This window comes from Paucibacter aquatile, from assembly GCF_002885975.1.
GTDB lineage: Bacteria > Pseudomonadota > Gammaproteobacteria > Burkholderiales > Burkholderiaceae_C > Paucibacter_A > Paucibacter_A aquatilis.
Map to the genome: position 1 here is coordinate 641572 of NZ_POSP01000003.1, position 26705 is coordinate 668276.

Annotated in this window: 23 protein-coding genes, 2 tRNA genes and 1 other RNA gene; 11 read left to right on the forward strand and 15 right to left on the reverse strand. The window is 66.2% G+C overall.

Annotation, left to right across the window (positions count from 1 at the left end):
• Window positions 1-22 precede the first annotated feature (22 nt).
• From earP to C1O66_RS06100, 3 genes are all read left to right on the forward strand, one after another.
• A complete protein-coding gene (earP, locus tag C1O66_RS06090; protein WP_102767064.1) occupies window positions 23-1099 on the forward strand; it encodes an elongation factor P maturation arginine rhamnosyltransferase EarP in 1077 nt (358 codons plus the stop codon).
• A gap of 219 nt (window positions 1100-1318) precedes the next feature.
• Window positions 1319-1873, forward strand: coding sequence for an elongation factor P (gene efp, locus C1O66_RS06095; protein WP_102767065.1), 555 nt, complete (start codon window positions 1319-1321; stop codon window positions 1871-1873).
• Window positions 1874-2279: 406 nt separating this feature from the next.
• Entirely contained in the window at window positions 2280-4517 is a 2238-nt protein-coding gene (locus C1O66_RS06100; RefSeq protein WP_165794500.1) for a CocE/NonD family hydrolase, read from the forward strand.
• Here C1O66_RS06100 and ilvB read toward each other — a convergent pair.
• Entirely contained in the window at window positions 4478-6298 is a 1821-nt protein-coding gene (gene ilvB / locus C1O66_RS06105; RefSeq protein ID WP_102767067.1) for a biosynthetic-type acetolactate synthase large subunit, read from the reverse strand. The two genes, C1O66_RS06100 and ilvB, sit on opposite strands and share 40 nt — an antisense overlap.
• A gap of 100 nt (window positions 6299-6398) precedes the next feature.
• Between ilvB and C1O66_RS06110 the strand changes: the two genes are divergently transcribed.
• A complete protein-coding gene (locus C1O66_RS06110; protein ID WP_102767068.1) occupies window positions 6399-6860 on the forward strand; it encodes an Lrp/AsnC family transcriptional regulator in 462 nt (153 codons plus the stop codon).
• A 69-nt stretch (window positions 6861-6929) separates the two neighbouring features.
• On the opposite strand, the gene C1O66_RS06115 is transcribed toward C1O66_RS06110, so the two are convergent.
• The 9 genes from C1O66_RS06115 to C1O66_RS06155 form a co-directional block, all read right to left on the reverse strand.
• A complete protein-coding gene (locus C1O66_RS06115) occupies window positions 6930-7367 on the reverse strand; it encodes a hypothetical protein (protein WP_133155116.1) in 438 nt (145 codons plus the stop codon).
• A 40-nt stretch (window positions 7368-7407) separates the two neighbouring features.
• Window positions 7408-8286, reverse strand: a complete 879-nt coding sequence (locus C1O66_RS06120; protein ID WP_102767070.1) for a 2OG-Fe(II) oxygenase — start codon at window positions 8284-8286, stop codon at window positions 7408-7410.
• A gap of 39 nt (window positions 8287-8325) precedes the next feature.
• A complete protein-coding gene (gene yaaA, locus C1O66_RS06125; protein WP_102767071.1) occupies window positions 8326-9111 on the reverse strand; it encodes a peroxide stress protein YaaA in 786 nt (261 codons plus the stop codon).
• A gap of 117 nt (window positions 9112-9228) precedes the next feature.
• Window positions 9229-10584 (reverse strand): TolC family outer membrane protein, encoded by a 1356-nt coding sequence (locus C1O66_RS06130; protein WP_243392720.1) that lies wholly within the window; start codon window positions 10582-10584, stop codon window positions 9229-9231.
• 78 nt (window positions 10585-10662) lie between these two features.
• A complete protein-coding gene (locus tag C1O66_RS06135) occupies window positions 10663-11025 on the reverse strand; it encodes a rhodanese-like domain-containing protein (protein ID WP_102767073.1) in 363 nt (120 codons plus the stop codon).
• 14 nt (window positions 11026-11039) lie between these two features.
• The gene (locus C1O66_RS06140; protein WP_102767074.1) at window positions 11040-11693 is read right to left on the reverse strand and encodes a protein-L-isoaspartate O-methyltransferase family protein; all 654 of its coding nucleotides are present in this window, start codon (window positions 11691-11693) and stop codon (window positions 11040-11042) included.
• 27 nt (window positions 11694-11720) lie between these two features.
• Window positions 11721-14909, reverse strand: coding sequence for an efflux RND transporter permease subunit (locus tag C1O66_RS06145; protein WP_102767075.1), 3189 nt, complete (start codon window positions 14907-14909; stop codon window positions 11721-11723).
• Between the two features lie 13 nt (window positions 14910-14922).
• A complete protein-coding gene (locus C1O66_RS06150) occupies window positions 14923-16119 on the reverse strand; it encodes an efflux RND transporter periplasmic adaptor subunit (RefSeq protein ID WP_102767076.1) in 1197 nt (398 codons plus the stop codon).
• A 114-nt stretch (window positions 16120-16233) separates the two neighbouring features.
• Window positions 16234-16881: a TetR/AcrR family transcriptional regulator gene (locus C1O66_RS06155; RefSeq protein WP_243392721.1), complete on the reverse strand. Its 648-nt coding sequence runs from the start codon at window positions 16879-16881 to the stop codon at window positions 16234-16236.
• Between the two features lie 221 nt (window positions 16882-17102).
• Between C1O66_RS06155 and C1O66_RS06160 the strand changes: the two genes are divergently transcribed.
• Window positions 17103-17927, forward strand: a complete 825-nt coding sequence (locus tag C1O66_RS06160) for an undecaprenyl-diphosphate phosphatase (RefSeq protein WP_102767078.1) — start codon at window positions 17103-17105, stop codon at window positions 17925-17927.
• A gap of 62 nt (window positions 17928-17989) precedes the next feature.
• A non-coding RNA gene (locus C1O66_RS06165) (sX9 sRNA) lies at window positions 17990-18066 on the forward strand.
• On the opposite strand, the gene C1O66_RS06170 is transcribed toward C1O66_RS06165, so the two are convergent.
• Complete coding sequence (locus tag C1O66_RS06170; RefSeq protein ID WP_102767079.1) at window positions 18061-19251, reverse strand: DUF1624 domain-containing protein; 1191 nt, start codon at window positions 19249-19251, stop codon at window positions 18061-18063. The two genes, C1O66_RS06165 and C1O66_RS06170, sit on opposite strands and share 6 nt — an antisense overlap.
• Before the next feature lie 131 nt (window positions 19252-19382).
• On the opposite strand from C1O66_RS06170, the gene map reads away from it, so the two are divergent.
• From map to C1O66_RS06195, 5 genes are all read left to right on the forward strand, one after another.
• Window positions 19383-20195 carry a type I methionyl aminopeptidase gene (map, locus tag C1O66_RS06175; protein WP_102767080.1) on the forward strand — a complete coding sequence of 271 codons (813 nt, stop codon included), beginning with the start codon at window positions 19383-19385 and terminating at the stop codon, window positions 20193-20195.
• A gap of 10 nt (window positions 20196-20205) precedes the next feature.
• Window positions 20206-22815, forward strand: coding sequence for a [protein-PII] uridylyltransferase (locus C1O66_RS06180; protein ID WP_102767081.1), 2610 nt, complete (start codon window positions 20206-20208; stop codon window positions 22813-22815).
• Window positions 22816-22936: 121 nt separating this feature from the next.
• Window positions 22937-23719: a DUF2189 domain-containing protein gene (locus tag C1O66_RS06185; protein ID WP_207795907.1), complete on the forward strand. Its 783-nt coding sequence runs from the start codon at window positions 22937-22939 to the stop codon at window positions 23717-23719.
• Window positions 23720-23771: 52 nt separating this feature from the next.
• Window positions 23772-23990 carry a DUF2788 domain-containing protein gene (locus C1O66_RS06190; protein ID WP_102767082.1) on the forward strand — a complete coding sequence of 73 codons (219 nt, stop codon included), beginning with the start codon at window positions 23772-23774 and terminating at the stop codon, window positions 23988-23990.
• On the forward strand, window positions 23987-24610 hold the full coding sequence (locus C1O66_RS06195; protein ID WP_102767083.1) for a YitT family protein: 624 nt from the start codon (window positions 23987-23989) through the stop codon (window positions 24608-24610). Before C1O66_RS06190 ends, C1O66_RS06195 begins: the two co-directional genes overlap by 4 nt.
• Window positions 24611-24623: 13 nt before the next feature.
• Here the strand turns inward: C1O66_RS06195 and C1O66_RS06200 are convergent, their stop codons facing one another.
• The 4 genes from C1O66_RS06200 to C1O66_RS06215 form a co-directional block, all read right to left on the reverse strand.
• On the reverse strand, window positions 24624-25241 hold the full coding sequence (locus tag C1O66_RS06200; protein WP_165794501.1) for a DUF3501 family protein: 618 nt from the start codon (window positions 25239-25241) through the stop codon (window positions 24624-24626).
• A gap of 79 nt (window positions 25242-25320) precedes the next feature.
• On the reverse strand, window positions 25321-26190 hold the full coding sequence (locus C1O66_RS06205; protein ID WP_102767085.1) for an alpha/beta hydrolase: 870 nt from the start codon (window positions 26188-26190) through the stop codon (window positions 25321-25323).
• A 195-nt stretch (window positions 26191-26385) separates the two neighbouring features.
• Window positions 26386-26460 (reverse strand) — tRNA-Val (locus C1O66_RS06210).
• A 77-nt stretch (window positions 26461-26537) separates the two neighbouring features.
• Window positions 26538-26612: transfer RNA gene (locus C1O66_RS06215), tRNA-Val, on the reverse strand.
• Window positions 26613-26705: the final 93 nt, after the last annotated feature.

Here is a 26705-nt window from a genome sequence, read left to right on the forward strand (position 1 = left end):
TGCCCGGCTCGATAATCCCGCCATGAGTCAGTGTTCGAATCGGGTCTGGGATCTGTTCTGCCGTGTGATCGACAACTTCGGCGATGTCGGCGTCAGCTGGCGCCTGGCCCGCGACCTGGCGGCACGCGGGCAAAGCGTGCGTTTGTGGATCGATGATGCGGCGCCGCTGCGCTGGATGGCGCCGGGCGGCTGGCCGGCGGGCATCGCGGTGCATGACTGGCGCGAAGCCGAGGTCGAGGGCCCCGAGCTCGAAGCCGGCGATGTGGTGATCGAAACCTTTGGCTGCGAGCTGCCGCCCGCTTTTGTCAGCCGCATGGCCGCGCGCCAGTCGGCGCCGCTCTGGCTGAACCTGGAATATCTCAGCGCCGAGGCCTATGTCGAGCGCAGCCATGGCCTGAGCTCACCGCAATTCAGCGGCCCGGGCCGCGGCCTGGACAAGCGTTTTTTCTACCCCGGCTTCAGCCTGCGCACCGGCGGCCTGCTGCGCGAACCGGGCTTGCTGGAGGCGCAGGCCGGCGTCGATGCGAAGGCCTGGCTGGCGGCGCAAGGCCTGCAGCGCCAGCCGGGCGAGCGCATCGTCAGCCTGTTTGCCTACCCCAACCCGCGGCTGGGCGATCTGCTGGACGCCATGGCCGATCAGCCCACCCTGCTGCTGGTCTGCCCCGGCGCGGTGCAAGCCGAGCTGTTGCAGCGCGAGCGGCCGGCCACGCTACGCCTGCATGCCCTGCCCTTCCTCAGCCAGCCGGAGTTCGACGCCCTGCTCTGGGCGGCCGACCTGAACCTGGTGCGCGGCGAGGATTCTTTTGTGCGGGCCCAGTGGGCCGGCAAGCCCATGGTCTGGCAGATCTACCGCCAGGACGACGGCGCGCATGGCCCCAAGCTCGACGCCTTTCTCGATCTCTACCTGCAAGGCGCCCCCGCCGAATTGGCCGGCCCGACCCGCCAGCTCTGGCGCCGCTGGAACGAGCTGGAGGCCGGCCCGCTGCAGCTGCCAGCGGCTGCGCCGGCCGCCGCCCAAGCCCTGGAATGGCGTGCGCAATTGCTGCTGCAGCCCGACTTGTGCAGCCAGCTGCTCGGCTTGGCCGCCAAATCGGGCTAAAATTGAGGGCTTTGTCGCGCCGCAAGTGTTGGGCGCAGCACCCTGGTCGGGCGTTTGAGGTCGTGTTGGGCCTTGAAAACCCGGCTCTCAAGACAGCAGGCACTTGTTCTTTGACCGAAGTTCGAACAATGGCCTGGGCCCCGAATCGATCGTGCATACCTGCAGCATGCGTGATCCACCGGGCCATCCCGCAGAACTTCTCTCCAAATCGGAACACTCATGAAGATTGCTCAAGAAATCCGCGCCGGCAACGTGATCATGCACGGTAAAGACCCGATGGTCGTGCTGAAGACCGAATACAGCCGCGGCGGCCGCAATGCAGCCACCGTGCGCATGAAGCTCAAGAGCCTGCTGAACAACTCCGGCACCGAAGTCGTGTTCAAGGCCGACGACAAGATGGACCAGGTCATCCTGGAAAAGCGCGAGTGCACCTACACCTACTTCGCTGACCCGATGTATGTGTTCATGGACACCGAGTACAACCAGTTCGAAGTCGAAGCCGAGAACATGGGCGACGCCCTGTCCTACCTGGAAGACTCCATGCCCGTGGAAGTGGTGTTCTACGACGGCAAGGCCATCTCGGTCGAACTGCCCACCTCGCTGGTGCGTGAAGTGACCTGGACCGAGCCGGCCGTCAAGGGCGACACCTCGGGCAAGGTCCTGAAGCCCGCCAAGATCTCCACCGGTTTCGAAATCCCCGTGCCCATCTTCGTGGCCCAAGGCGACAAGATCGAAATCGACACCCGCACCCACGAGTACCGCAAGCGCGTCTGAGGACGTGATGCCTGGGCCCTCACGGCCCAGACGCTTGCCAGACACAAAGCCAGTCCGCTGATGCCGACTGGCTTTTTTTCGCCCGGACGAAACCCGGAGCACGCAGCGGGCAGCCGCCCACCCCGCCTGGTGTCGAGCCGATCTGGCTGACTTTTGTGTTTCCAGCGACCTGCTGGTACAAGGCCCCTGGTGCCAGATCATTCCTGCAGGAGGGAGCATGGGGGACACATCAGCAGCAAGCGCGCGCAGGCGACCTTTCGGGCCCTCCGAGCGATTCATCCTGCTGGGTCTGTGTTGGGCATCCCTGATGAGCGCCACCGCCTGGGCCCAAGCACCTTCGGCGGGCAAGCCCTCCGTGCGCGCTGTGGCCGCAGAAGAAGAGACACAACTTCCCGAGATGGCAGCCATGCGTGCGTGGGCACAAAGGGTGCTGACCGAAAGCCCGAATCCTGAAGCCAGCACCACTCCATCACCCCAAGGGCCGGGCAATGCCGCCCGCGGGGTCGATTGGCTGAACCGGATGCGGCTGCAGCTTGTCGCCGAGGACGCGACCGGCGCTCTCGACAGTTTGCGCCGCCTGCGCGAAGACCAGGTGCGCCAAGGCCAGGCGGAGCCCCAGCTCAGCTATCTGAACTACGAGATCTACGCCCGCGCCCTGCGCCTGAGCCAGGCCGAAGGCAGTGCGGGCTTTGCTGCAGCCTTCAACTCGACCTACACGCAGGTCCTGCATGCACTCAGCGACTTGCAAGCCATGCGCGTGGAACGCAGCTTTGCCTACAACCTGGAGCGCGGCGAGCAGGACTGGCGGACTCAACTGAAGGCAGCGCCGCTGGATGCTTCGGTCCACCTCACGCAGGAACAGATCAAGGCACGGGTTCGCGCCTACCAACCCTGGCTGGTGTTCCGCAGCGTGTTGCCGCTGATGCCACCTTTGCTGCAGGCCGAGGAAGAACGCCGCTACCTGCGAGAACAGGCCCAGGTGCGCGGCCCCGACGGCACCACGCTCTCCGCCTTTGTGATGCGGCCCAGGAACGCGCCGGCTCGCCTGCCGGCCACTCTGGTCTTCAGCATCTACGCCGATGAACAGGATCTGTGGCGCCAGGCCCGCAACGCGGCCCAGCGCGGCTATGTGGGCGTGGCGGCGTACTCGCGCGGCAAGGCGGGCAGCCCGGAGGTGATCGCGCCCTACGAGTTTGAACACCGTGACGTCAATGCCGTGATCGATTGGATGGCCCGGCAACCCTGGAGCGATGGCCGGGTGGGCATGTTCGGCGGCAGCTACGACGGCTTTGCCCAATGGGCAGCCCTCAAGCGCCCACACCCGGCCCTGAAAACCATCGTGCCCTATGTCGCGGCCATGCCTGGGCAGGGCCTGCCCATGGAAAACAATGTTGGCTTGAATGCCAACTACGGCTGGGCGTTTTACGTGGGCAACCACGCCTACCTCGACAAGACCAGCTATTTCGATTCGCAGCGCTGGAACCGCCTGGCGGATCGTTGGTATGAGAGCGGCCGCCCCCACCGAGACATCGACCAGATCGACGGACAAGCCAACCCCTGGCTGCAACGCTGGCTGCAACACCCGAGCTACGACGGGTATTGGCAGTCCATGGTGCCGCAAGGCCGCGACTATGCACGCATTGACATCCCTGTGCTCAGCATCACCGGCTACTACGACGACGGGCAGATCTCCGCCCTCGAATACCTACGGCAGCATGAAACCCACCACCCGCGGCCGAACCATGTGCTGCTGATCGGCCCCTACGACCACGGCGGCGCGCAATCGTCCTTCAAGGCACCGGTGCTGCGCGGCTACGCGATCGACCCGGTTGCGCAGTTCGACACCCAGGAGCTGACCTTCCAGTGGCTGGACCACCAGCTGAAAGGTGGTCCACGCCCAGCCCTCCTCAAAGACCGCATCAACTACCAAGTGATGGGCACCAACCGCTGGCTCCATGCGCCGTCATTGAACGCGCTTCACCGCCAGAACCAGCGCTTGTACCTGAGCCTGTCGGCCGATGGACGGAGCACGGAGCTGACCCCAGACCGCCGCCAGCGAGCTCACGGCTTTGAACAAACGCTGGACCTCGCCGATCGCCAGCACAGCAGCAACACCGACTACTACCCTGCCCCGATCCTGCGCCGCGAGTTGGACACGAGCAGCGGCTACACCTTTGTCAGCGCCCCCTTGAAGCAGGCCATGAATCTGGCCGGCCGCTTCTCCGGCGAGTTGCACCTGGTGATCAACAAACGGGACGTCGATCTGGGCCTTGTGCTCTACGAGCTGACGGCGCAAGGGGACTACCTTCACCTGTCCTACTTCCTCGGCCGCGCCAGCCATGCCCGCGACATGAGCCAGCGCCGGCTGCTGACGCCCGGACGGGTCCAGCGCATCCCCTTCGAGCGCACGCGCATGGTGGCCCGCCACTTGCAAGCGGGCAGTCGCCTGGTGCTGCAGGTCAACGTCAACAAAAACAGTGGCGCCCAGGTCAATCACGGCACCGGCAAGCCGGTCAGCGAGGAGAGCACCGCGGATGCGGGCGATCCGCTGCACATCCGCTGGTTGAGCAGCAGCTTCATCCAGCTGCCCATCTCCAAGGCCGTTCAGCCTGAGGATGAGGGCAGCTCGGCTTCTTCGAGATAAGCCCGCTCCTTGCCCAACCATATCTCTTGGTGCCCGGCGCCGGCCGGGATCATGGGGAAGCAGTTTTCCTCGGCCCGCACCTGCACATCGAGGAAAAAGGGCCCGGCGCTGGCCAGGCATCGCTGCAGCGCGGCGTCCAGATCCTCACGCCGCTCGACCCGCAAGCCTTGCCAGCCGAAGGCCAGGGCCAAGGCCACGAAATCGGGCAGTGCCTCCGTGTAGCTGTGGCTGTAGCGGCCGCCGTGGATCAGCTCCTGCCACTGCCTCACCATGCCCATGCGGCCGTTGTTGGACAGCACCAGCTTGACAGGCAGGCGGTGCTGCACGGCGGTGGACAGCTCCTGGATGTTCATCAGCACCGAGGCGTCGCCGCTGACGCAGACCACCAGCTCCTGCGGATGCGCAATCTGTGCCCCCAAGGCCGCGGGCAGGCCATAACCCATGGTTCCAGCGCCACCGGAAGTCAGCCAGCGGCCGGGCGCCTGGAACTGCAGATGCTGGGCCGCCCACATCTGATGCTGGCCAACATCGGTCGAGACGATGGCGCCCTGCGCCGGGCGCTGCCGCTCGATGGCCCGCTGCAACTGGCGCATCAAGGCCTGCGGCGCGATCTCCCCGCTGCCGCTGTCCTCGAAGCCAAAGCTGTCGGCCGACCGCCAGCGCGCAATGCGCGACCACCAGGATTGCAAGTCGAGGTGCAGGCCGCGCGTCTGCCAGGTCTGCTCCAGCGCCGCCAGCGAAGCTGCACAGTCGCCGCGCAGGCCGACATCGGCACGCACCACCTTGCCGATGGAACGCGCATCAATGTCCAGGTGGATGATCTTGGCACCCGGGCAGAAGCTGTCGAGCCGACCGGTGACCCGGTCGTCAAAGCGCGCACCGACGCAGACGATCACATCGGCATGGTGCATGGCCAGATTGGCCTCCAGGCTGCCGTGCATGCCCAGCATGCCCAGCCACTGCGGGCTGGCAGCCGGAAAAGCACCCAAGCCCATCAAGGTCAAGGTGCACGGCGCACCGGTCGCTTGGACCAGTCGCTGAAAACTGGCGCAGGCCGCTGCGCCTGAATTGATCAGGCCACCACCGCCGTAGAACACCGGGCGCTGCGCAGCCTGCAGCAGATCGAGGGCGGCGTCCACCGCGGAAGCATCGGGCCGGTCGGGCGCGGGCCGGCGGGGCACAGGCGTCTGCCAGCTGTCTTCGGCCAGGGCTTGCAGCTGGATGTCCTTGGGGAAATCAATCAACACCGGCCCCGGTCGGCCCTCGCGCGTGCGTCGGTAGCCCTCCTCCACCGTGGCCGCCACCTGGTCGACGGCGCGGATCTGCACATTCCACTTGGTCACTGGCCGAGAGATGCCAAGCGCATCGCATTCCTGAAACGCATCGGTGCCGATCGCCGTGGTGGCCACCTGGCCGCTGATGCACAGCACCGGGATGCTGTCGCACAAGGCGTCCAGCAGACCGGTGGTGGTGTTGCTCATACCCGGGCCCGAGGTCACGAAGACCACCCCCACCTTGCCCGTGCTGCGCGCATAGCCCTCGGCCGCATGCACGGCCGCCTGCTCGTGGCGCACCAGCACATGGCGCAGGCGCGGCTCAGCATGCAAGGCGTCGTAGAGCGGCAGCACGGCACCGCCGGGGTAGCCGAACACGGTGTCCACGCCCAGAGCCAGCAGGCTGGCAATCAAGGCCTGCGCGCCGTTGCGCGGGATGGCGGGCTGAAGACACACCGGAGCCAGATCCGGTGCTGCGTCAAACAAGGTTTCAGGCAATGCACTCATGCCAGCACTGTGCCCAAGAACACGCAGCAAAGGCTTCCGAATTTTTCCTCAAAATCAAATCACAGAAGCAAATCTTGCTGCAAAGCTAAACTCCAGCAGCATGAAGCTCGACAAATTTGATTTCGCAATCCTGGCCTGCCTGCAGCAGGACGCCCGCATCAGCCTGCAGGAGTTGAGCAGCCAGGTCGGCCTGACCAGCTCGCCCTGCTGGGCGCGCATCAAGCGCATGGAAGAAGCTGGCGTGATCGAGGGCTATGCCGTGCGCCTCAATGCCGCCAAGATCGGCCTGGCCGACACGGTGATCGTGCAGGTCACGCTGGACAACCACTCCGACGAGGCCTTGTTCGAGTTCGGCCGCGCGCTGGAGCAGATCCCCGAAGTGCTGGAGGCCTTTCTGGTCTCGGGCGACTACGACTACTACGTGCGCATCGCCGTCTCGGACACGCGCGACTACGAGCGCCTGCTGCGCGAGCGGCTGTACAAGATCCCGGGCATACGCCACAGCAAGTCCAGCTTTGTGCTGCGGCAGCTGAAGCAAAGCCAGCTGCCACTGCGCGGCTGAACACCGCAAACGCCGAGGCTGTTGGCGCGCCTCCCGGCGCCGCCACTCATCCCGCGCACAGGCCTGGGTTCAATGCGCCTTGCGCTTGCCGCTGGCCTGCTGGGCTTTTTTGCCGCTCTTGCTGCTCTTGCCGACGCCCTCGGCAGCAGCCTTCTTGCCTGATTTGCTGGCCTTGCTGGCAGGCTTGCCGGACTTGCTCGCCTTGGCCTTCTTGGCCGGGGCCGCCTTGCCGGCGGCCTTGTTGGTCTTTTTGTTGGCAGCCTTGCTCGCGGCCCTGCCCGATGCTTTGCCAGCTTTGGCCGCGGCTTCCGCCGGTGCTGCCTTGGCCGCGTCCTCCAGCTGGTGCAGTCCCACCACGGCTGGCGCCACCGGCTGCGGGGTCTGGATGACGGTGCCTTGGCTGCTGATCTGACCCCAGGCGGGCGCCATCAAGCCCAGCGTGGCCAACAGCCCCAAGCACACAGCCACCATTCGAGACACGGTCGCTTGCTTCTTGTTCTTGCTCATGGTTTTCATTTCCTACGCGAATTGCTGAACTGGCAGCGCCTCAGACAAACACGCCCTGGCGCAGCCATTTGGTGGCCACCCATTTCTCCCCTTCCCGCACGGGCGCGCCGCCGTGCAGGGTCAGGGTTTGAGGCTGCGGCCGGTCGTAGCTGAAGAACACCGCATTGCCCTTGACCGGCAGCACGTCGAGGCCGATGTCCGGGAAGATGGTGGCGCCACCCGCGGCCGGCGTGTTGAGGTACATCACCAGCGTGCCGACGCGCTGACCGCCGCGCTTGAGGATGGCCGGCGTGCTGCTCATGCCAGGGTCGAAATAGTCGTAATGCGGCAAATATTCGGCACCAGGGCGGTAACGCAGCACCTGCAGGCCTTCGCCGTGATCAACCGGCCAATTGATCAGGGCCGCCAGGCGCGCCTCGATGCGACGGATCAGCTCGTTCTCACCGCGCTCGAAGAACATGCCCTCGCTGGTGCGAGCCGCGTTGACCTCGCTGCCGCTGTCCTTGGCCGCCACGGTTTCCGATCGCGCCAGGCGCGCCTCGGATTGGGCCACCATGGCATCGCACTCTTCATCCGACAGCAGACCGCCGAACACCACCACGCGCGGATGCCGCAGGCTCAGCAGCACCCGCACCTCGCGATCCCCAACCCGGATCACCGGGCGCCCCCCGCTGAGATCGGGCTCGGGCACCGCACTGCCAGCGGCCGCGTCGCGCACCGCCTGGCTGATGGCGGGACCGGCGGCCATGGGCTGCACCAGGGAGGGGTCCAGCGTCTGCGCCAAGGCCGTGGCCGCCACCGAGGCATCCCAGCCACTGCTTTGCATGGCGGCCAGCAATTGCTCCTGGCTGCAGCCCTGGGCCAGCTGGGCGCCGATCCATTGGCGCAGCTCGGCGGTGATCAGTTGTTGTGCACTCATGGTGAAGCGAGGGACAAGAGGAAGAGAAACAAAAAACGATCAATCGGTCAGACGACGGCGGAACACCAGACGCTCGGCCGTGGACACCTCGGCATGGTAGCGGTAGCCGTCGAGATTGAAGTCCAGCAGGCCAGCCGGCGTGTCCACGCCTTCTGTGATGGCGAATCGCGCCATCAGGCCGCGCGCACGCTTGGCGAAGAAGCTGATGATCTTGTACTGGCCGTTCTTCCAGTCCTCGAACACGCACTCCAGCACCCGCGGCTGCAAGGCCTTGCGATCGGCCGCCTTGAAGTACTCCTGCGAGGCCAGGTTGACGATCACCGGCACCTGGCTGGAAGCCGCGCGCGCGTTGAGGTGCTCGGCCAGCCGGTCGCCCCAGAACTGGTAAAGATTGCTGCCGCGCGGATTGGCCAGGCGCGTGCCCATCTCCAGCCGGTAGGGCTGCATCAAATCCATGGGGCGCAGCACGCCGTACAGGCCCGAGAGGATGGCCACATGGGCTTGCGCCCATTGCAGCTGCTTGGCATTCAAGGTCTTGGCCTGCAGACCATCGTAGACATCGCCGTCAAAGGCCAGCACAGCCGGCTTGCTGTTCTTCTCGGTGAAGCGGGGGCGCCAGGCCTGGTAACGGGCCACATTGAGCTCGGACAAGGCCTCGGACAGGTCCATCAGCCGGGCGATATCGGCCGGCGTCTGGGTCTTGAGCACCTGGATCAATTCACTCGACTGGGCGGTGAACTGGGGCTGGCTGATCAGCGGCTTGAGGGAGTCGGGAACCGGGGTTTCGTAGTCCAGCGACTTGGCGGGAGAGAGCAGGTAAAGCATGGCCGGTATTCTCGCCCAGCCATCGTGACAGGCCGGGCAGCCGGGCATGAAAAAGCCCGCCGAGGCCTCTCGCCTGGGCGGGCTGCGCAAGCCTTGCCTTGGCCTGCGACGCTTGGCTTACTTGGCCAGCAGCTGGTTCACCGCCGACACATCCTCCGGCTTGAGCTGGCCCGAGGCCTGGCGCAGCTTGAGGCTGGTCATGACCACGTCGTAGCGCGCCTTGGCCAGGTTTTGCTGGGTGTTGAAGAGCTGGGTCTGGGCATTGAGCACGTCCAGATTGACCCGCACGCCGACCTTGTAGCCCAGCTGCGTAGCTTCCAGCGCCAGTTTGGACGAGGACTCGGCCGCTTCCAGCGCCTTGACCTGGGCGGTCAGCGACTGCACGCCGAAGAAGGCGCGCTTGGTGCCTTCGGACACGGCGCGGCGCGCGTAGTCGAGGTCGTTGCGCGACTTCTGTTCCAAGGCCAGGGTTTCCTTGATGCGGTTTTGCGTGGCGCCGCCGGTGTAGAGCGGCAGGCTCAGGGTCACACCCAGGCTGGCATTGTGGGTCGTGCCCTTGAGCTGAGCACCCGCGCCGCGTGCATTGACGGTGCCCAGGCTGCCGTTGAGATCGAGCGTCACGCCTTCGGCGGCGCGGGCCTTGTCGATTTCGATCTTGGCCGAATCCAGGCCCAGGCGGGCCTTGCGCACCAGGGGGTGCTGCTCTTCGGCCTGCGCCACCCAGGGGTCCACGGTCAGCGGCGTCACGGCCGGCAGGGCCACGGGCACGGCCAGGGGCTTGGGCGTCACGCCGTTGCGACCGACCAGCTGATCCAGGGTCACGCTCTTGATGCGCAGGTCGTTCTCGGCCGCGATCTCGGTGGCCAGGGCCAGGTCGTAGCGGGCTTGCGCTTCGCGGGTGTCGGTGATGGTCTGGGTGCCGACTTCGAAATTGCGCTTGGCCGAGGCCAGTTGCTCGGAAATCATGGCCTTGCTGGCGCGGGCGGTGCCCAGCGCATCTTGCGCGCCCAGCACATCAAAGTAGGCCTGGGCCACGCGCACGATCAGATCCTGCTCGGCGGTTTCCAGATCGGCCTGGGCCACGGTCAGGCCCAGCTGGGCCTGCGAGATGGTCAGCTGGTTGCTGCGGTTGTAGAGCGCGTACTTGCCCTGCAGGCCGGCACTCAGCGAGGTGGCGCCGACACGGCTGAAGTTCGGCGGATCGGTCTCATCACGCTTGGCCGTGACGCCCAAGCCCAGGCTGGGGCGGGCCAGGGCGTCGGCCTGGGCGGCCTTGTACTGGGCGGAATCGGCCAGGGCGCGGGCGGACAGGTACTGGGCATCGAATGCGCGGGCCGCGTCGTAGAGCTCCTGCAGGCTTTGCGCCTGGGCGCCGCCGGCCATCAACAAGGCCAGGGCCATGCCGATGCGGCTCAGGGCACGGCCCGGGTTGGAGGAGGAGTGGCGCGAATTCATTGCACGGGGGTCACGCATGAGCTTCCTTGTCAGCGATTAGCTTTTTGATTCCTGAGCCGCGATCCTAGCGGGATGCGCACTTGTTGGGTTTGGTCATCAGTAGCGGGGCACACCAGGGTCGACCTGCAAGGACCACGCATCAATGCCACCGGCGAGGTTATAGACGGAATCGAAGCCCTGGCGCTGCAGAAATGCGACGACTTGCAGACTTCTCATGCCGTGATGGCAATAACAGACGATGGACTGCAAGCGATCCAACTCGTCCAGTCGCTCGGGCAGCTGGCCCATGGGGATCAGGCAGCTGGCCACCCCTTCGATGTCGATCCGGGCCAGCGCCGCTTCCCAGGGCTCACGTACATCGAGCAACAAGGGCGCCGACAGCCCCGAAGCTGGCGCCGCCCCAGGTGCGCTGCGCGCACACAGCTCGCGCAGATCGGTGACGCTCAGAGAAGGCAGCATCTCAGTGCAGGCACTCAGAACTGGAAGCTGCTGCGCTCGGCAAAGCCTTGCAGGCGCGGTGCCACGGTGTCGAAGAGCTCGGTCGTGCGGTAGTTCTTGTCGTCCACGCGGGTGATCAGCTGGGCGCGCATCACCGGCACCTCGCCGACGATGGCTGCCAGGCGGCCACCGACCTTGAGCTGAGCCAGCAGCGCCGACGGCACCTCGGCCACCGAACCCGAGAGCAGGATCACATCAAACGGGGCTTCCTTGGCCAGGCCTCGCGAGCCGTCCTGCTCCAGCACCGTGACGTTCAGCACGCCAGCGCGCTTGAGGTTGAGCGTGGCCTGGGCGGCCAGCTCGGGGTTGATTTCCAGGCTCAGCACGCGCTGGGCGCGGTGGCCCAGCAGCGCGGCCATGAAGCCGCTGCCGGTGCCGACTTCCAGCACCTTCTCATGGCGCGCCACCTTCAGCTCTTGCAGCAGGCGGGCCTCGACGCGCGGGGCCAGCATGCGCTGTCCGCCGGCCAGGGCCACTTCGGTGTCCATGAAGGCCAGGCCCTTGCTGGCCGGCGGCACGAAGTCTTCGCGCTTGACCACGGCCAGCAGCTGCAGCACGCCAGCGTCCAGCACGTCCCAGGGGCGGATCTGCTGTTCGATCATGTTGAAGCGGGCTTGTTCGATGTTCATCTCAGTCAGTCTTTCCGTGTTGTGCTGTCAATCCGCGGCGACGGCGTCGGCCGTGCCCGGTACAGCGGGAATTCTATTTCCTGTCCAGCGCCGTTTCGCCCAGGCGGCCAGATCGTCCAGATAGCAATAGATCACCGGCACCACCACCAGGGTCAGCAGCGAGGAGGTGATCACCCCGCCGATCACCGCCTGCCCCATGGGCGCGCGCTGCTCGGAGCCTTCGGTCAGCGCAAAAGCCAGGGGCACCATGCCGAAGACCATGGCCAGGGTGGTCATCAGGATGGGCCGCAGGCGCACATGGGCTGCATGCAGCAAGGCCGCCTCGCGCTCCATGGGCTCCTGGTCCACCCCGTTGCCATGCTGGCCGGCGCGCGAGCGGATGGCGAAGTCGATCAGCAGAATCGCGTTCTTGGTCACCAAACCCATCAACATGACGATGCCGATGACGCTGAACATATTGAGCGTGGAGCGGAACAGCAGCAAAGCCAGGAACACGCCAACCAGGGTCAGCGGCAGCGAGCTCATCAGCGCCAGCGGCTGCAAAAAGCTCTTGAACTGGCTGGCCAAAATCATGTAGATAAAGACCACGGCCAGGCCCAGGGCGCCCACGGCGTACTGGAAGGACTCGTTCATGTTCTTGGTCGAGCCACCAAAGCTGTAGCGGTAACCGGGCGGGAAAGCGATCTCGTCCAGCACCTTCTTGATGTCGGCCGACACCTCGCCCGAGCTGCGCCCCAGGGCGTTGGCGTCGATGGTGATCTCGCGCGCCATGTCGCGGCGATTGATTTGGTTGGGCCCGGTCGAGGGTCGCACCTCGGCCAGTTGCGTCAGCGCCATCACCCGCGGCGCGCCGTCGGCGGCCGCCGGCAGATTGATGGGCATGCGCTGCAAGTCGGCCAGGGAGTCGCGGCTTTGCGGCCCCAAGCGGACCAGCACGTCGTAGTTCTCGCCATCCGAAGCGCGCCAGTTGCCCACCGTGGTGCCAGCCAGCAAGGTGCGCAGCGTGCCGGCCAGGGCATTGACGTTGAGGCCGGCATCGGCCGCCACATCGCGCTTGACCTCGACCGAGACGGTCGGCTTGTTGGGCTTGAGCGTGGTATCCAGGTCGACCAGGCCGGGGATCTTCTGCAGCCGGGCCACCACCTGCTTGGAGATGCGCTCCAGCTCGCCCAGATCGCTGCCCTGGATGGAAAACTGCAGGCTCTTGCCGCCGCCCAGATCGGTCTGACCGATATTGGTGACGGTGATGCCAGGCACGGTGGCCAGGCGCTGGCGCATCGGTTCGGCCAGATCGGCCACGCTGCGCTGGCGATCCTTGCGGTCGACCAGGCGCACATAAATAGCGCCGTAGATCTTGCCGGCCGCAAAGCCGCTGTTGATGGTGGCCACGGTGTAGCGCACCTCGGGCAGCTCGCGCAGCAAGGCGTCGATCTGCTTGGCGCGCGCCTCGGTCACCTCCAGGGCCGAGCCCACAGGCGTGTAGAAATTGATCTGCGTCTCGGACAGGTCGGCCTTGGGCACAAACTCCTTGCCCACGCCGGCCAGCAGCACAAAGCTGGATAAGAACGTCGCCAGCGCGATCAGCAGGGTTGCGCCCTTGTGGCGCAGCGACCAGGCCAGGATACGTTGGTAGCCCGCCGACAGCCAATTGGTGAAGCGATCGACCGCGCCGGTCAGGCGGCCCAGGGTCTTGTCGTACAGCGTCACCGGCGGTCCGCGGTGAACGCCATGCGCCTGCGGATCATGCCAGACGCTGGACAGCATCGGATCCAGGGTGAAGCTGACGAACATGGAGATCAGCACCGCCGCGACGATGGTGATGCCGAACTCATGGAAGAACTTGCCGACGATGCCGCCCATGAAGCCGATGGGCAGGAACACCGCGACGATGGACAAGGTGGTGGCCAGCACCGCCAAGCCGATTTCGGCCGTGCCATCGAGCGCCGCCTGGCGCGGCGTGGCGCCCATCTGCACATGGCGCACGATGTTCTCGCGCACGACGATGGCGTCGTCAATCAACAAGCCCACGCACAGGCTCAAGGCCATCATGGTGATGTTGTTGATGGTGAAACCGAAGGCATACATGAACAGAAAGGTACCGATCAAGGCGATCGGCAGGGTCAGGCCGGTGATGACGGTCGAACGCCAGCTGTTCAGGAACAGGAACACGATCAGGATGGTCAGGGCCGCGCCCTCGAACAGCGTGCGTTTGACATTGGCCACCGAGACGCGAATCGCGCGCGAGTTGTCGCGGTTGACCTCGACCTTGACGCCCGGCGGGGTCAGGTCTTGCGCTTCCTTGAGCGCGCGCTGCAGGCCATCGACCACCTCGATGGTGTTCTCGCCCTGGCTCTTCTGCACGCTCAGCAGCACCGTGCGCTGGCCGTTGTAGAGCGCCAGGCTCTCCACCTCCTGCGGGCCGTCCACCACATCGGCCACCTGCCAGAGCTTGACCGAGGCGCCGCCCTTGCGCGCCACCACGATGTCGCGGAAATCCTCGGGCCGCTTGAGCCGGGCATTGATCTGCACCACCCGCTCCTGCTCGAGCGAGCGCAGATTGCCCATGGGCAGCTCCTGGTTCTCGCTCCGCACGGCGGCCAGCACCTGGTCCACAGTGATGCCCAGCGCCTCCATGGCCTGCGGGCGCAGCTGCAGCTGGATCTGGCGCTGCAAGCCGCCCACCACGCTGACCGAGCCCACGCCGCGCACATTCTCCAGGCGCTTTTGCAGCACCTGCGTGGCCCAGGTGGTCAGCTCCTGGGTGTTCTTCTTGCCGTCTTCCGAGAGGATGGCCACATTGAAGATGGGCGTGCTCTGCGGGTCGAAGCGTGAAATGCGCGGGTCCTTGACCTCGTCGCGCAACAGCGGCCGCATCAAGGCCACTTTCTCGCGCACATCCTCGGCGGCCTTGCGGCCGTCGACATCGAGGTTGAACTCGATGATGACCACCGAGCTGCCCTCATACGAGCGCGAAGTCAGGGCATTGATGCCGGCCACCGTGTTGACGGCCTCCTCCACCTTCTTGGTGACTTCGCTCTCGACGATCTCGGGCGAAGCGCCCGGATAGTCCATCTGCACCACCACGGTGGGGAAGTCGATATTGGGAAACTGATCGACCGACAGGCGCTGGTAGCTGAACAGGCCCAGCACGACAAAAGCCAGCATGACCATGACGGCCATGACGGGGTTCTGGATGGAAACGCGGGTGAACCACATGGCGGCGGCCCGATCAGCGTGAGGCCGCTGAAGACGCTACAGCCGGTAAAGCCGGTACAGCTGGCGCAGCGGCCAAGCTCACCGCCGTGCCCTCCGGCACCTGGCCGGCCGACAAGGACAGCAGCAGCGCGCCGTCCGCCACGCCCGAGCGCAGCTCCTGCACCGCCACGCCGCGGCCCTGGATCAGCGCCTCGCCGCTGGCGCCCAGCTCCACCGTCTGGGCCTTGACCCGGCCATCAGCGATCTGCAGCACATAGGGCTTGGCCTTGTCCAGACGCAGGCTGGAGGCCGGCGCGACCAGGGCCTCACGTTCGTCCAGCAAGATGCGGCCGCGGGCAAACATGCCCTGGCGCAAGCCCGGCCGGCCCTCCAGGCGCAGGTAGACCATGACCGAGCGCGAGCCGCTCTGCGTGGCCGGGTTGATGCGTGCCACCGTGGCCGGCACTGGCTCGGCCAGGCCCTCCACCTGCAGCTGGGCCGCTGCGCCCGGCTTGAGGCCGACGCTGAGCTCGGGCGCCACGGCCGCTTCCAGCTCCAGCTGGCTCAGGTTGACGATTTCCAGCACCCGCGCATCCAAGGGCAGGCGCTCGCCCGGCTGGGCCAGGCGCTGCGCCACCTGGCCGGCAATCGGCGAGACCAGCTGGGCATCTGCTCGCGCCTTGCGGGCCAGGCCCACGGCGGCCTCGGCCGCTTGCAGGGTGGCACGGGCTCCGGCCGCACTGGCACTGGCGGTCTCCATGGCGGTGGAAGAAATAAAGCCCTGGGCCACCAGGGCGCGGTTGTTGTCGAGGTTGCGCTGCGCGATGTCCAGTTGCGATTTGGCCGCGGCGGCGTTCTCCTGGGCCTGGCGCAGGCGCAGGTCCACCTCGACCGGGTCGATCTGGCCCAGGGCCTGGCCGGCGCGCACGCTGTCGCCCTCGCGCACATCCAGGCGCTGCAGCTCACCGGCGACCTTGGCCTTGATCACCACCGACTCCCGGGCCTTCAAGCTGCCGCTGAGTTCCAGGGTTTGCGCAAAACGCAGGCGCTGCACGCGCGCCAGGTCGATCTCGGCCAGGGCCAGGGCGACCGGCGCCTTGCTGGCCGCAGCCGGGGCAGACGCTGAAGCGGACGACCCCGCGGACCCACGCCCCTTCATCCAGAAGCCCGCCAGGCCCAGCAACACCAAGACACCCAGCACGGGAACGGCGATCTTCAACCAAGGCTTCATGCGATGAACACTCTTCTTTTCAGGCCTGATGCGGCCAGGCCGCGCCAGGGGATGAACACAACAAGCGCCGCGCGCAAAGACAGCGGGCCCGAAGCGCCCTGCCCGCACACGAACTCATGTCGGACCGGCCACAGCCGGCGCCAGGAGCCCGCGCAGCATCAGATCGAGCTGCACCTCCAGGACCGCGGCGGGCTCGATTGTGGGCCCGCCACAGGCACAGGCCGCGAAGGAATGTTGGTAAAGAATCATGTGCAGGATGGGCCCGATCAGCACATGCACCGTCGCTTCCACCGGCACCGGGCGGAACTCGCCGCGCGCCACGCCGCGCTCGATCAGCCCCACCAGCAGGGCCTGGATGGGCAGGATCACCTCCTCGGTGTAGAAGGCCGCCAGCTCCGGGAAGTTGCGCGCCTCGGCCACCATGATCTTGGCGATGCCGCCGGCCGTGCTCTGCCCCACACGCTGCCACCAGGCCTGCAGCACCTGGCCCAAAAGCTCGGCCACGGGGCCCTGGTGCTGGGCACTGAGCGCGGCGGCCTCGTGAATCTGGGCCACCAGGCACTCGCGCACCACGGCCTTGAACAAATCCTGCTTGCTCGGGTAGTAAAGATAGAGCGTGCCTTTGGAGACGCCCGCGCGGGCCGCCACTTCCTCGGTGCGGGTCGCGGCAAAGCCTTTTTCCACGAACAACTCGAGCGCCGCGGCCAGCAGTTCCTGCGGACGCGATTGCTTGCGGCGCTGGCGCGCAGCCGGGCTCACCACGGCTGGCTCGGAACGCGAAACAGGAGGCGAAGATGGCGCAGCCATGGGGTGTAAACAGAGCGTTACTGACCAATGGGTCAGCAATATAGGCGGCGGCATCGAGCCAGGTCAATCGGGGCCGGCGAGCGGCACGCTCAGCGGGCCGTCATGACCCACCAGCTATCATCCGGCCCGTTTTTCCGACATTTTTGAGACTTTTAGCGACAGAGGGAGTGCCCTGCGTGGACATCGTTTTGCTGATCAAGGCCGCCATCATGGGCATCGTCGAGGGGCTGACCGAGTTCCTGCCCATCTCGTCCACCGGACACCTGATCCTGACCGGCGCCCTGCTCGGCTTCGATGACGCCAAGAGCAAGGTCTTCGACATCGCCATCCAGACCGGCGCGATCTTCGCCGTCATCCTGGTCTACTGGCAGCGCCTGCGCGAAGTGGCCACGGGCCTGGGCTCGGATGCCCGCGCACGCCGCTTCACCCTCAATGTGGCCATCGGCTTTCTGCCGGCGGTGATCCTGGGCCTGCTGTTCGGCAAGGCCATCAAGGCCCATCTGTTCACCCCCACCGTGGTGGCCAGCACCTTCATCATCGGCGGCTTCATCATCCTCTGGGCCGAGCGCCGTCAACAAGCGGCCGTGCGCATCGCCCATGTGGACGATATGACGCCGCTGGACGCGCTCAAGGTCGGCCTGATCCAGTGTCTGGCCATGGTGCCGGGCACCAGCCGCTCGGGCTCCACCATCATCGGCGGCATGCTGATGGGTCTGTCGCGCAAGGCCGCGACCGATTTCTCCTTCTTCCTGGCCATCCCGACCCTGATCGGCGCCGGCGCCTACAGCCTGCTCAAGGAGCGCGCCCTGCTCAGCATGGACGATGTGCCCATGTTCGCGGTCGGCCTGCTGTTCTCCTTCATCAGCGCCTGGATCTGCGTGCGATGGCTGCTGCGCTACATCTCCAGCCACAGCTTTGTGCCCTTCGCCTACTACCGCATCGTGTTCGGCGTGATCGTGCTGGTGACCTCCTACTTCGGCATCATCGTCTGGAAGGACTGATCGCTCGTGAGTTTTCTACTGCGCGGCCGCCATGCGTCGTTGGTCCGGTGCTCGAAATCCTCACGTACCGGAAGTACGTTCCGGTTCCTGCGCTCCGTCCGCCTCGCCTGACGGCCGCTCGCGACGAAAACTCTCAAGCTCGAAGTCCCCGCTGCCCCCGGCTCCAGGCGCGACACAGCACCCACATCAGGCCCAGCACGCACAGCCAGGCGCCATAGCAAACCCACAGCGAGGGCGCATAGCCGGCCGGCATGTGCGCCCCGTCGCTGGGCAAGGCGCCGTAGCGCAGCCAGTACCAGGCGCCCGCCAGCCCATGGATCAGGGCGATGTGCAGCAGGTAGAAGAACTGCGCGTGGCGGCCGAACAGCATCAGCGCTGCGGGCGCTTGCAAGCCCCCGCCCTCCATCGCGCGCTCCAGCAGGGCCAGCGCAGCCAATGTGAAGGCCCCGGTGATGGCCAGGTAGAGCAGCGAGGGCGGGTATTTGTGCACGTCGATGAAGGCCAGGGCCTCATGCCAGAGCGGCCGCCCCTGGGCCACCCAGGGATGCGGGTCGCCGTAAAGACCCGTGGCACGCAGCAGCACAAAACCCAGCAGCAAGCCCAGGGCCGCCCGCAGCAGAAAGCGTTGACGCTGCGCTGTCGGCCCGCGCAGCAGCGGCCCGAGCGCATAGCCGGCCGCCATCCAGCCGATCCAGGGCATCAGCGGATACACCACCATCACCCCCGGCCCGGCGGCGGCCGGCTTGAAGTAGCCACCCTGGTGCCAGAGCATGAAGGCCCAGCTGGCACCCTCGCCATGCCAGGCATCGAGCAGGTTGTGCGGCAGGATCAGGCCGGCGGCCACGGCGATCACGGCCCAGCGCGGCAGCCAGATCAGCAGGCCCAGCGCCATCATGGCCACACCGATGGCCCAGATCACCTGCAATATCAGGGTTTCAAAACCAAACTGCCAGCTGAAGCTGACCCAGCTCAGCTCCAGCAGCACGAGCATGGCGCCGCGGCTCAGCAGGTAGCGGCTCATGTCAGTGCGGCTGTGACGCTGGCCGCGCAGCCAGGCCGACAGCCCCGCCAGCAGCACAAAGGTCGGCGCGCACAGATGCGTGATCCAGCGCGTCAAAAACCAGGCCGGGCTGCTCTGGTTCAGATCCAGCGGGTTGAAATTCATGGGCGCGAAGAAGTCGCGCGTGTGGTCCAGCGCCATCAGCGCCACCACCAGGCCGCGCAAGAGATCGATGGCGCCGAGCCGGTGGGCCGAGGCGCGGGCACTCCGCTCCAGGGGGTCTGATCCTGCGCCGCCCGAGCCCGCTTCGCTTGCCTGTGTCATCCCTGCTGCCCCTCCCGCCCGTCGCCGCAGGCCCAACCCAGAACCGAGAGCCCGGACCCAAGAGCCCAGAACCAAGAAGCCGCGATGGTAGGCAGGGCAAGCCGGCGGCGCAGCACGTAAAATCCCGCCCCATGACGATCACGATCAAATCCGGCGCCGACATCCCGGCCTTGCGCATTGCCGGGCGCCTGGCCTCCGAGGTGCTGGACATGCTGACCCCGCATGTCAAACCGGGCATCACCACCGAACAACTCGACAAGCTGGCGCATGACTACATCGTCAATGTCCAGCAGGCGATCCCCGCGCCGCTGAACTACACGCCGGCCGGCTACATCCCCTACCCCAAGTCCATCTGCACCTCGGTCAACCACCAGGTCTGCCACGGCATCCCCAATGACCGGGCGCTGAAGAACGGCGACATCGTCAACATCGACGTCACCGTCATCAAAGATGGCTGGCATGGCGACACCAGCCGCATGTTTGTGGTTGGCGAGGGCTCCATCGCCGCCAAGCGCCTGTGCGCCTTCACCTACGAGGCCATGTGGAAGGGCATTGCCAAGGTCAAGCCGGGCGCACGCCTGGGCGACATCGGCCATGCCATCCAGAGCTTTGCCGAGAGCAATGGCTTTTCCATCGTGCGCGAGTTCTGCGGCCACGGCATCGGCCAGGTCTTCCACGAAGAGCCGCAGGTGCTGCACTATGGCCGCCCTGGCACGCTGGAAGAGCTGGTGCCCGGCATGGTCTTCACCATCGAGCCCATGATCAACGCCGGCCGCCGCGAGATCAAGGAAACCGGCGATGGCTGGACCATCGTCACCAAGGACCGCTCCCTGTCCGCCCAGTGGGAACACACGCTGATGGTGACCGAAACCGGCTACGAGGTCTTCACCCTGTCCGAGGGCAGCCCCGCCCTGCCCGCCTTCATCAGCAGCACCAGCACCTGAGGGCGCCGCCATGGCCAGCAGCAGCAGCGCCAACCCTGTGGTCGAGCTGCGCCAGCAGCTCAAGAGCGGCAAGCAGGCGCTGATCGACGCCTTCCGCGCCGGCCCGCCCACGCAGCGCGCCGCCCAGCGCCTGCTGCGCCAGCTGGCGCGCCATGTCGACGGCATCCTGCAGCAGCTCTGGGCCCAGGCGGCCATGCCGCCGGGCTTCTGCCTGGTGGCCGTGGGCGGATATGGCCGTGGCGAGCTCTTCCCCTTCTCCGATGTCGATGTGCTGCTGCTGCTGCCCGACGGCGTCGAGGCGCACCAGCCGGGCGCCGTCAAGCAAAGCATCGAGACCTTCATCACCGCCTGCTGGGACATCGGCCTGGAGCTGGGCTCCTCGGTGCGCACCCTGGGCGAATGCCTGCAAGAGGCCGCCGGCGATGTGACGGTGCAGACCGCCCTGCTGGAAGCACGCCCCCTGGCCGGCGCGCGGCCGCTGTTCAAGCAGCTGGTGCAGCGCCAGCACGAGCATCTGGACGTCAGCGCCTTTTTGCGCGCCAAGACGCTGGAAGCGCAACAGCGCCACACCAAGTTCGACGACACGCCCTATTCGCTGGAGCCCAACTGCAAGGAGAGCCCGGGCGGCCTGCGCGATCTGCAGGTGCTGATCTGGATCGCCCGCGCCGCCGGCCTGGGCCACACCTGGAAGGCCCTGGCCACGCGCGGCCTGATCACGGCCTTTGAGAGCCGCCAGCTGCAGCGCAACGAAGGCCTGCTCAAGCTGATCCGTGCGCGCCTGCACGCCGTGGCGGGGCGGCGCGAGGATCGCCTGGTTTTCGATCTGCAAACCGCCGTGGCCGAGAGCTTTGGCTATCAGTCCACCAAGGAACAGCGTGCCTCCGAGGTGCTGATGCGGCGCTTCTACTGGGCGGCCAAAGCCGTGACCCAGCTGAACCAGATCCTGCTGCTCAATCTGGAGGAGCAGATCAACGGCTCGCAACAAGGGCTGATGCGCCCCATCCCCGGCCACGAGGCGCAGTTCCTGGACCGGGCCGGCATGCTCGAGGTGGCCAGCGACGAGCTCTACCAGCGCGAGCCTCATGCCATCCTGCGCACCTTTCTGGTCTACCAGCAGACACCCGGCATCAAGGGCCTATCGGCCCGCACCCTGCGCGCGCTTTACAACGCCCGCGAGCAGATGGACGCGGCCTTCCGCCGCGACCCGGTGAACCGCGCCACCTTCATGCAGATCCTGCGCCAGCCCGAGGGGCAGACGCATGCCTTCCGGCTGATGAACCAGACCTCGGTGCTGGGCCGCTACCTCTGGGTGTTCCGCGGCATCGTCGGCCAGATGCAGCACGACCTGTTCCACGTCTACACCGTGGATCAGCACATCCTGATGGTGCTGCGCAATGTGCGCCGCTTCTTCATCCCCGAGCATGCGCACGAGTACGCCTTCTGCTCGCAGCTGGCCTCGCAGTGGGACAAGCCTGAGCTGCTCTACATCGCCGCACTCTTCCACGATGTGGCCAAGGGCCGTGGCGGGGATCACTCCGATCTCGGCGCCGACGACGCGCGGCGCTTCTGCCGCGACCACGGCCTGAGCAAGGAAGACAGCGAGCTGGTGGTCTTCCTGGTGCGCCACCACCTGACCCACTCGCGCGTGGCACAAAAAGAAGACCTCTCCGACCCCGAGGTGATCCAGAGTTATGTCACCAAGGTCGGAGACGCCCGCCACCTGACCGCCCTCTACCTGCTGACCGTGGCCGACATCCGCGGCACCAGCCCCAAGGTCTGGAATGCCTGGAAGGGCAAGCTGCTCGAAGACCTCTACCGCCTGGCCCTGCGCGCCCTGGGCGGCGCCCAGCCCAATCTGGCCGCCGAGATCGAGGCGCGCAAGAACGAGGCCCGCCACAGCCTGGCCCTGCACTCCATGCTGCCCGGCACCGAGACCGCGCTTTGGGAGACCCTGGCCATCAGCTATTTCGCGCGCCACGAGGCGGGCGAGCTGGCCTGGCATGCGCGCTCGCTCTGGCGCCATGTGCAGACCGCCACGCCGGTGGTGCAGGCCCGGCCCTCGCCGATCGGCGAAGGCTTGCAGGTGCTGGTCTACGCACCCGACCGCCAGGACCTGTTCGCCCGCATCTGCGGTTATTTCGACGGCGCCGGCTTCAACATCCTGGACGCCAAGGTGCACACCACCAAGCGCGGTTTCGCCCTGGACACCTTCCAGGTCATCAGCCCCGACTTGGAGCTCAACCACCGCGACCTCGTGCCCCTGGTCGAAAACAAGCTAGGCCAGGCCCTGCAGGCCGAAGGCCCGCTGCCCGAGCCACGCCGTGGCCGGCTCTCGCGCCGAGTCAAGAGCTTCCCCTACACCCCGCGCATCGCCCTGCGGCCCGACGAACGCGGCCAGGCCTGGCTGCTGTCCATCAGCACCAGCGACCGCGCCGGCCTGCTCTACGCCATCGCCCGCGTGCTGGCCCGTCACGGCATCAATCTGCAGCTGGCCAAGATCTCCACTCTGGGCGAGCGGGTGGAAGACACCTTCCTCGTCGACGGCCCGGCCCTGCAGCACAACCGGGCACAGCTGCAGATCGAAAGTGAATTGCTCGACGCGGTGAGCCTGCCGGCTTGATACCCGGCGCATGCTGCTGCGCCGCGCGCTTGCAGTCTTGCACCCGTGTTTGTCTTGATGGGCATCAAGGACCGCGACATGCGAGCATGTCATCATCTTCCCTGAGCTCGCACCGCACCCCATGCCCTTTCTGGACACCGAAAAAGCCCTGGCGCAGTCACGCAAATTTGGCGTGAAGCCCATCCCCGCCTTGCGCCCCCTGGGCTGGCTGGCCCGCGGCTGGCGCGACATCTGGCGTTGCCCGGGTGCCTCGCTGGCCCATGGCATGGCCATGGCCATCGCTGGCGCGGTGATCGTGCTGCTGGCGCGCCATCATTTCTGGCTGCTGGTCGGTGCCTTCAGCGGCTTCTTGCTGGTGGCCCCCATCCTGGCCACAGGCCTCTACGTGATCAGCCGTGATCTGGAGCTGGGCCGCTCACCCAACCTGCACACCGTGCTGCACACCTGGTGGCCGCGCGATGGGCGGCTGGTGGTGTTCGGCGTTCTGCTGGCCTTTGCCGGCACCGGCTGGGTGATGACCTCGGCCTCGCTGATCACCGGTTTCAGCGGCCACGCCATTCGCGAGCCGATTGATTTCATCCGCCATGTGGTGCTGAACGAAGAGACACCGTTGTTCGAAGCCTGGCTGGCCCTGGGCGCCCTGCTGGCTGCGCCAGTGTTTGCCTCCACCCTGGTCGCCGTGCCCCTGCTGCTGGACCGCGATATTGGCGTGCTCGGTGCCGTCTTCACCAGCTGGCGCGTGGTCATGGAGTACCCGGCGCCGGTGGCCTTGTGGGCCGCCATCATCATGCTGCTGACCCTGCTGGGCATGGCCAGCTTCATGGTCGGCCTGGTGCTGGTCGTGCCTCTCCTGGGCCATGCCAGCTGGCATGCCTACCGCGATCTGGTCAGCGTGCACGACTGAACGAACGCCAAACCACAGACGCCAAGACCGGACCGGACCGAAAGACACCAGGATGTTTGGATACAGCGAACAGGAGCTCGCCCAGTTTTGCCTCACTTGGGGCGTGGGCGGTTTCATGGCCTATATGGTGTTCATCATCCTGCAGCTGGCCCGCGAGTCCAAGGCCGGCCGCTTTGGCACCTTCATCCTGCTGCTGGGCCTGGGCTTCGGCCTGGTCGGTTTTCTGGCCAAAGGCGTGATCAAGTACTTCATGTCGGGCATCACCGGATGAGCTTGCGCGAGACCCTGAGCCGCAGCTTCCGCCACTCGCCGCTGGAGGATGTGCAGGCCATCGTCACCGGCACCTTGTTCGTGGCCCTGGGCGTGGCGCTGTTCAAGCAGGCCGGCATGCTGACCGGCGGCACGGTGGGCATCGCCTTCTTGCTGCACTACGCCTCGGGCCTGCCCTTCGGCGCCCTGTTCTTCTGCATCAATCTGCCGTTTTACTGGCTGGCCTACCGGCGCATGGGCCTGCCCTTCACCCTGCGCACCATCGCCGCGGTCAGCCTGATGGCCCTGCTGGCCGAGGTGCTGCCGCACTGGCTGAAATTCGCCGAGCTCAACATATGGTTCGCCGCCATCACCGGCGGCCTCTTGATCGGCGCCGGCATGCTGATCCTGTTCCGCCACCGCGCCTCGCTGGGGGGGCTCAATGTGCTGGTGCTCTACCTGCAGGAAAAGCGCGGCTGGCGCGCCGGCTATGTGCAGGCCGGCCTCGATGGCCTGATCCTGCTCAGCGCCCTGGCCTTTGTCGCCCCCGAGCGCGTGGGCCTGTCCTTGGTCGGCATGGTGGCCATCAATGCAGCCCTGGCCATCAACCACCGACCCGGGCGCTACGTCGGCATGTCCTGAGCCTCGCCCGGGCTCAGTTGCTGAAATCGCCCAGCAGGCTGCTCAAGGTGGCCGCAGGGATCTCGACATCGACCGGATAGGCCGGATGCTCACAGCCCACGGTGACCGAGGCGCCGGTGCGCAAGGCGTCGCGCTGCTCGGGGCTGAAATCGAATCGCAGAAAATGAATCGAGCTCACCGCCGAGGGTGCGGCCGGCGCGGCGCCATCGGGCGAGCCAGCTTTGGGCTCCGGCGGCATGTCCTCGTTGGCCACGGCGTAGACCCGGCCCAGGCCTTGGATCTCCACAAAAAAGCGCTGCTCGACGCCGGCCAGCTGGGGCAGCTCCTGCTCGCGCTGGCGGGCGTCGGCAAACTCGATCATCAGCGTGGCCCGCCAGTCGCTGCCGCGCGGTGCCAAGGCCGCGTAGAGCACGCGCTCGCGTTCCACATCCTCAGGGTCGACCAGGCGCTCGGCCAGCAAGACCTCCTGCAGCTGGTAGCGCAGGGTCTGCTCGCTCTCGAACTGCAGACGCATGTGCTCGCCCAGCAGCACCGAACGGCGCTGCCGGTGCTCCAGGATGTCCTCGTGGTGGGCTCGCCGGTAGTCGCTGTAAGCCTCGAGGCTCAACACGCTGTCTGCGCTGATGCTCATAAATCTCCTTCGCGCTCCACCATCTCTGGGCGCGACTGCATGGTAGCGCGCCAATCCAACGGCACGGCGGAGCTTGACCTCAGAGCAAGGCGCTGTACCAGCGCAGATCGAGCAGCTTGCGCGCCAGCTGGTGGCTGCGGCCTTGCGGGTCGGCCAGGTCATGCAGGATGTCGAAGTGGTTGCAGCCGGCAATCTCCTCGCAGATGGGCACGGCGCGCCGGCCCCAGGCCTGGCGGATCAGGCGGTTCTGGCGCCGGAACTCCTCGCTCTCCTCGCTGCCACAGACCGCATACAGCGGCGTGTCGGGTGCAGGGAAATGCACCGGACTGAGGCGCCGCACGCTGTCGGCATCGAGCTTCAGATCACCCTGCAGAAACGGCGTCTGTCGGATCGGGGTCAGGTCATGCAGGCCCGAGATCGACAGCACCCCCTTGACCAGATGGCGCGGCAAATCGGGCGCCACCGATTTCCAGTCGCAGCAGCTCAGCATGGCGGCCAGATGCGCCCCGGCCGAATGCCCGACCAGCACGATGCGGTTGGGATCGCCTCCATGCTGGGCGGCATGGCGCCAGACCCAGGCCAGGCTGTGCACCAGCTGCAGCGGAATACGCTCCATGCTGACCGAGGGGCAGAGCGCGTAATTGGGCACCACCACCATCGCGCCCTCGTCGGTGAAGGCACTGGCGACGAAGGAATGGTCCGATTTGTCGAGGGCACGCCAGTAACCGCCGTGCAGAAACACCAGCACCGGCGCCTGCGCCGCTTCCGTCGGAAACACATCGAGCCGCTCGCTGGGCGCGGCGCCGTAGGCAATGTCGAGCACGCAAGGCGCCTGATCCCGCACCAGCTGCGAGGCGCGCGTCCAACGATCGAGCAGCACCGCACTGTCGGGCACACGCGCCCGGTTGTTGTACTGGGCATCGAACCATTCGGCGCTGCGTCGAAGCATGGAGGAATCCTCAAAGAGCTGGGGCCTTGGCAGCATGCCAAGCCACTCCGGTGCTGTCCACTGCGACAGGCTTGCCCAGCCCCGCTTGACGGGCCTGGGTGCCTAACTGTCGGCATGGGCGCAACAGCGGGTGCAGGCCCAGGCACAAGCGGGCAAGAAAAAAGCCCAGCGTACTTTCGTTCACTGGGCTTGATCTGGTGGGCGGTGCAGGGTTCGAACCTGCGACCCCTGCCGTGTGAAGGCAGTGCTCTACCGCTGAGCTAACCGCCCGGTAATCTGAGGCGGGCGACGACGATCAGGATTCTTGGGCGGGCTCGATACGATTGCCGAGCTCCGTTCAAAAAACCTGGTGGGCGGTGCAGGGTTCGAACCTGCGACCCCTGCCGTGTGAAGGCAGTGCTCTACCGCTGAGCTAACCGCCCGGTTGTCTTGGTCGCCTGTGCGTCATTTGCTTGTTTTTCAACCTGCAAACTTCGCTAACCGGGAAGCCCTCTATTATGCCACGTGTTTTTTGA

Coding starts and splice junctions, on each gene's coding strand:
- earP (WP_102767064.1), top strand. CDS start 23: ATGAGTCAGTGTTCGAATCGGGTCTGGGATCTGTTCTGCCGTGTGATC.
- efp (WP_102767065.1), top strand. CDS start 1,319: ATGAAGATTGCTCAAGAAATCCGCGCCGGCAACGTGATCATGCACGGT.
- C1O66_RS06100 (WP_165794500.1), top strand. CDS start 2,280: ATGCGTGCGTGGGCACAAAGGGTGCTGACCGAAAGCCCGAATCCTGAA.
- ilvB (WP_102767067.1), bottom strand. CDS start 6,298: ATGAGTGCATTGCCTGAAACCTTGTTTGACGCAGCACCGGATCTGGCT.
- C1O66_RS06110 (WP_102767068.1), top strand. CDS start 6,399: ATGAAGCTCGACAAATTTGATTTCGCAATCCTGGCCTGCCTGCAGCAG.
- C1O66_RS06115 (WP_133155116.1), bottom strand. CDS start 7,367: ATGAGCAAGAACAAGAAGCAAGCGACCGTGTCTCGAATGGTGGCTGTG.
- C1O66_RS06120 (WP_102767070.1), bottom strand. CDS start 8,286: ATGAGTGCACAACAACTGATCACCGCCGAGCTGCGCCAATGGATCGGC.
- yaaA (WP_102767071.1), bottom strand. CDS start 9,111: ATGCTTTACCTGCTCTCTCCCGCCAAGTCGCTGGACTACGAAACCCCG.
- C1O66_RS06130 (WP_243392720.1), bottom strand. CDS start 10,584: ATGCGTGACCCCCGTGCAATGAATTCGCGCCACTCCTCCTCCAACCCG.
- C1O66_RS06135 (WP_102767073.1), bottom strand. CDS start 11,025: ATGCTGCCTTCTCTGAGCGTCACCGATCTGCGCGAGCTGTGTGCGCGC.
- C1O66_RS06140 (WP_102767074.1), bottom strand. CDS start 11,693: ATGAACATCGAACAAGCCCGCTTCAACATGATCGAACAGCAGATCCGC.
- C1O66_RS06145 (WP_102767075.1), bottom strand. CDS start 14,909: ATGTGGTTCACCCGCGTTTCCATCCAGAACCCCGTCATGGCCGTCATG.
- C1O66_RS06150 (WP_102767076.1), bottom strand. CDS start 16,119: ATGAAGCCTTGGTTGAAGATCGCCGTTCCCGTGCTGGGTGTCTTGGTG.
- C1O66_RS06170 (WP_102767079.1), bottom strand. CDS start 19,251: ATGACACAGGCAAGCGAAGCGGGCTCGGGCGGCGCAGGATCAGACCCC.
- map (WP_102767080.1), top strand. CDS start 19,383: ATGACGATCACGATCAAATCCGGCGCCGACATCCCGGCCTTGCGCATT.
- C1O66_RS06180 (WP_102767081.1), top strand. CDS start 20,206: ATGGCCAGCAGCAGCAGCGCCAACCCTGTGGTCGAGCTGCGCCAGCAG.
- C1O66_RS06185 (WP_207795907.1), top strand. CDS start 22,937: ATGCCCTTTCTGGACACCGAAAAAGCCCTGGCGCAGTCACGCAAATTT.
- C1O66_RS06190 (WP_102767082.1), top strand. CDS start 23,772: ATGTTTGGATACAGCGAACAGGAGCTCGCCCAGTTTTGCCTCACTTGG.
- C1O66_RS06195 (WP_102767083.1), top strand. CDS start 23,987: ATGAGCTTGCGCGAGACCCTGAGCCGCAGCTTCCGCCACTCGCCGCTG.
- C1O66_RS06200 (WP_165794501.1), bottom strand. CDS start 25,241: ATGAGCATCAGCGCAGACAGCGTGTTGAGCCTCGAGGCTTACAGCGAC.
- C1O66_RS06205 (WP_102767085.1), bottom strand. CDS start 26,190: ATGCTTCGACGCAGCGCCGAATGGTTCGATGCCCAGTACAACAACCGG.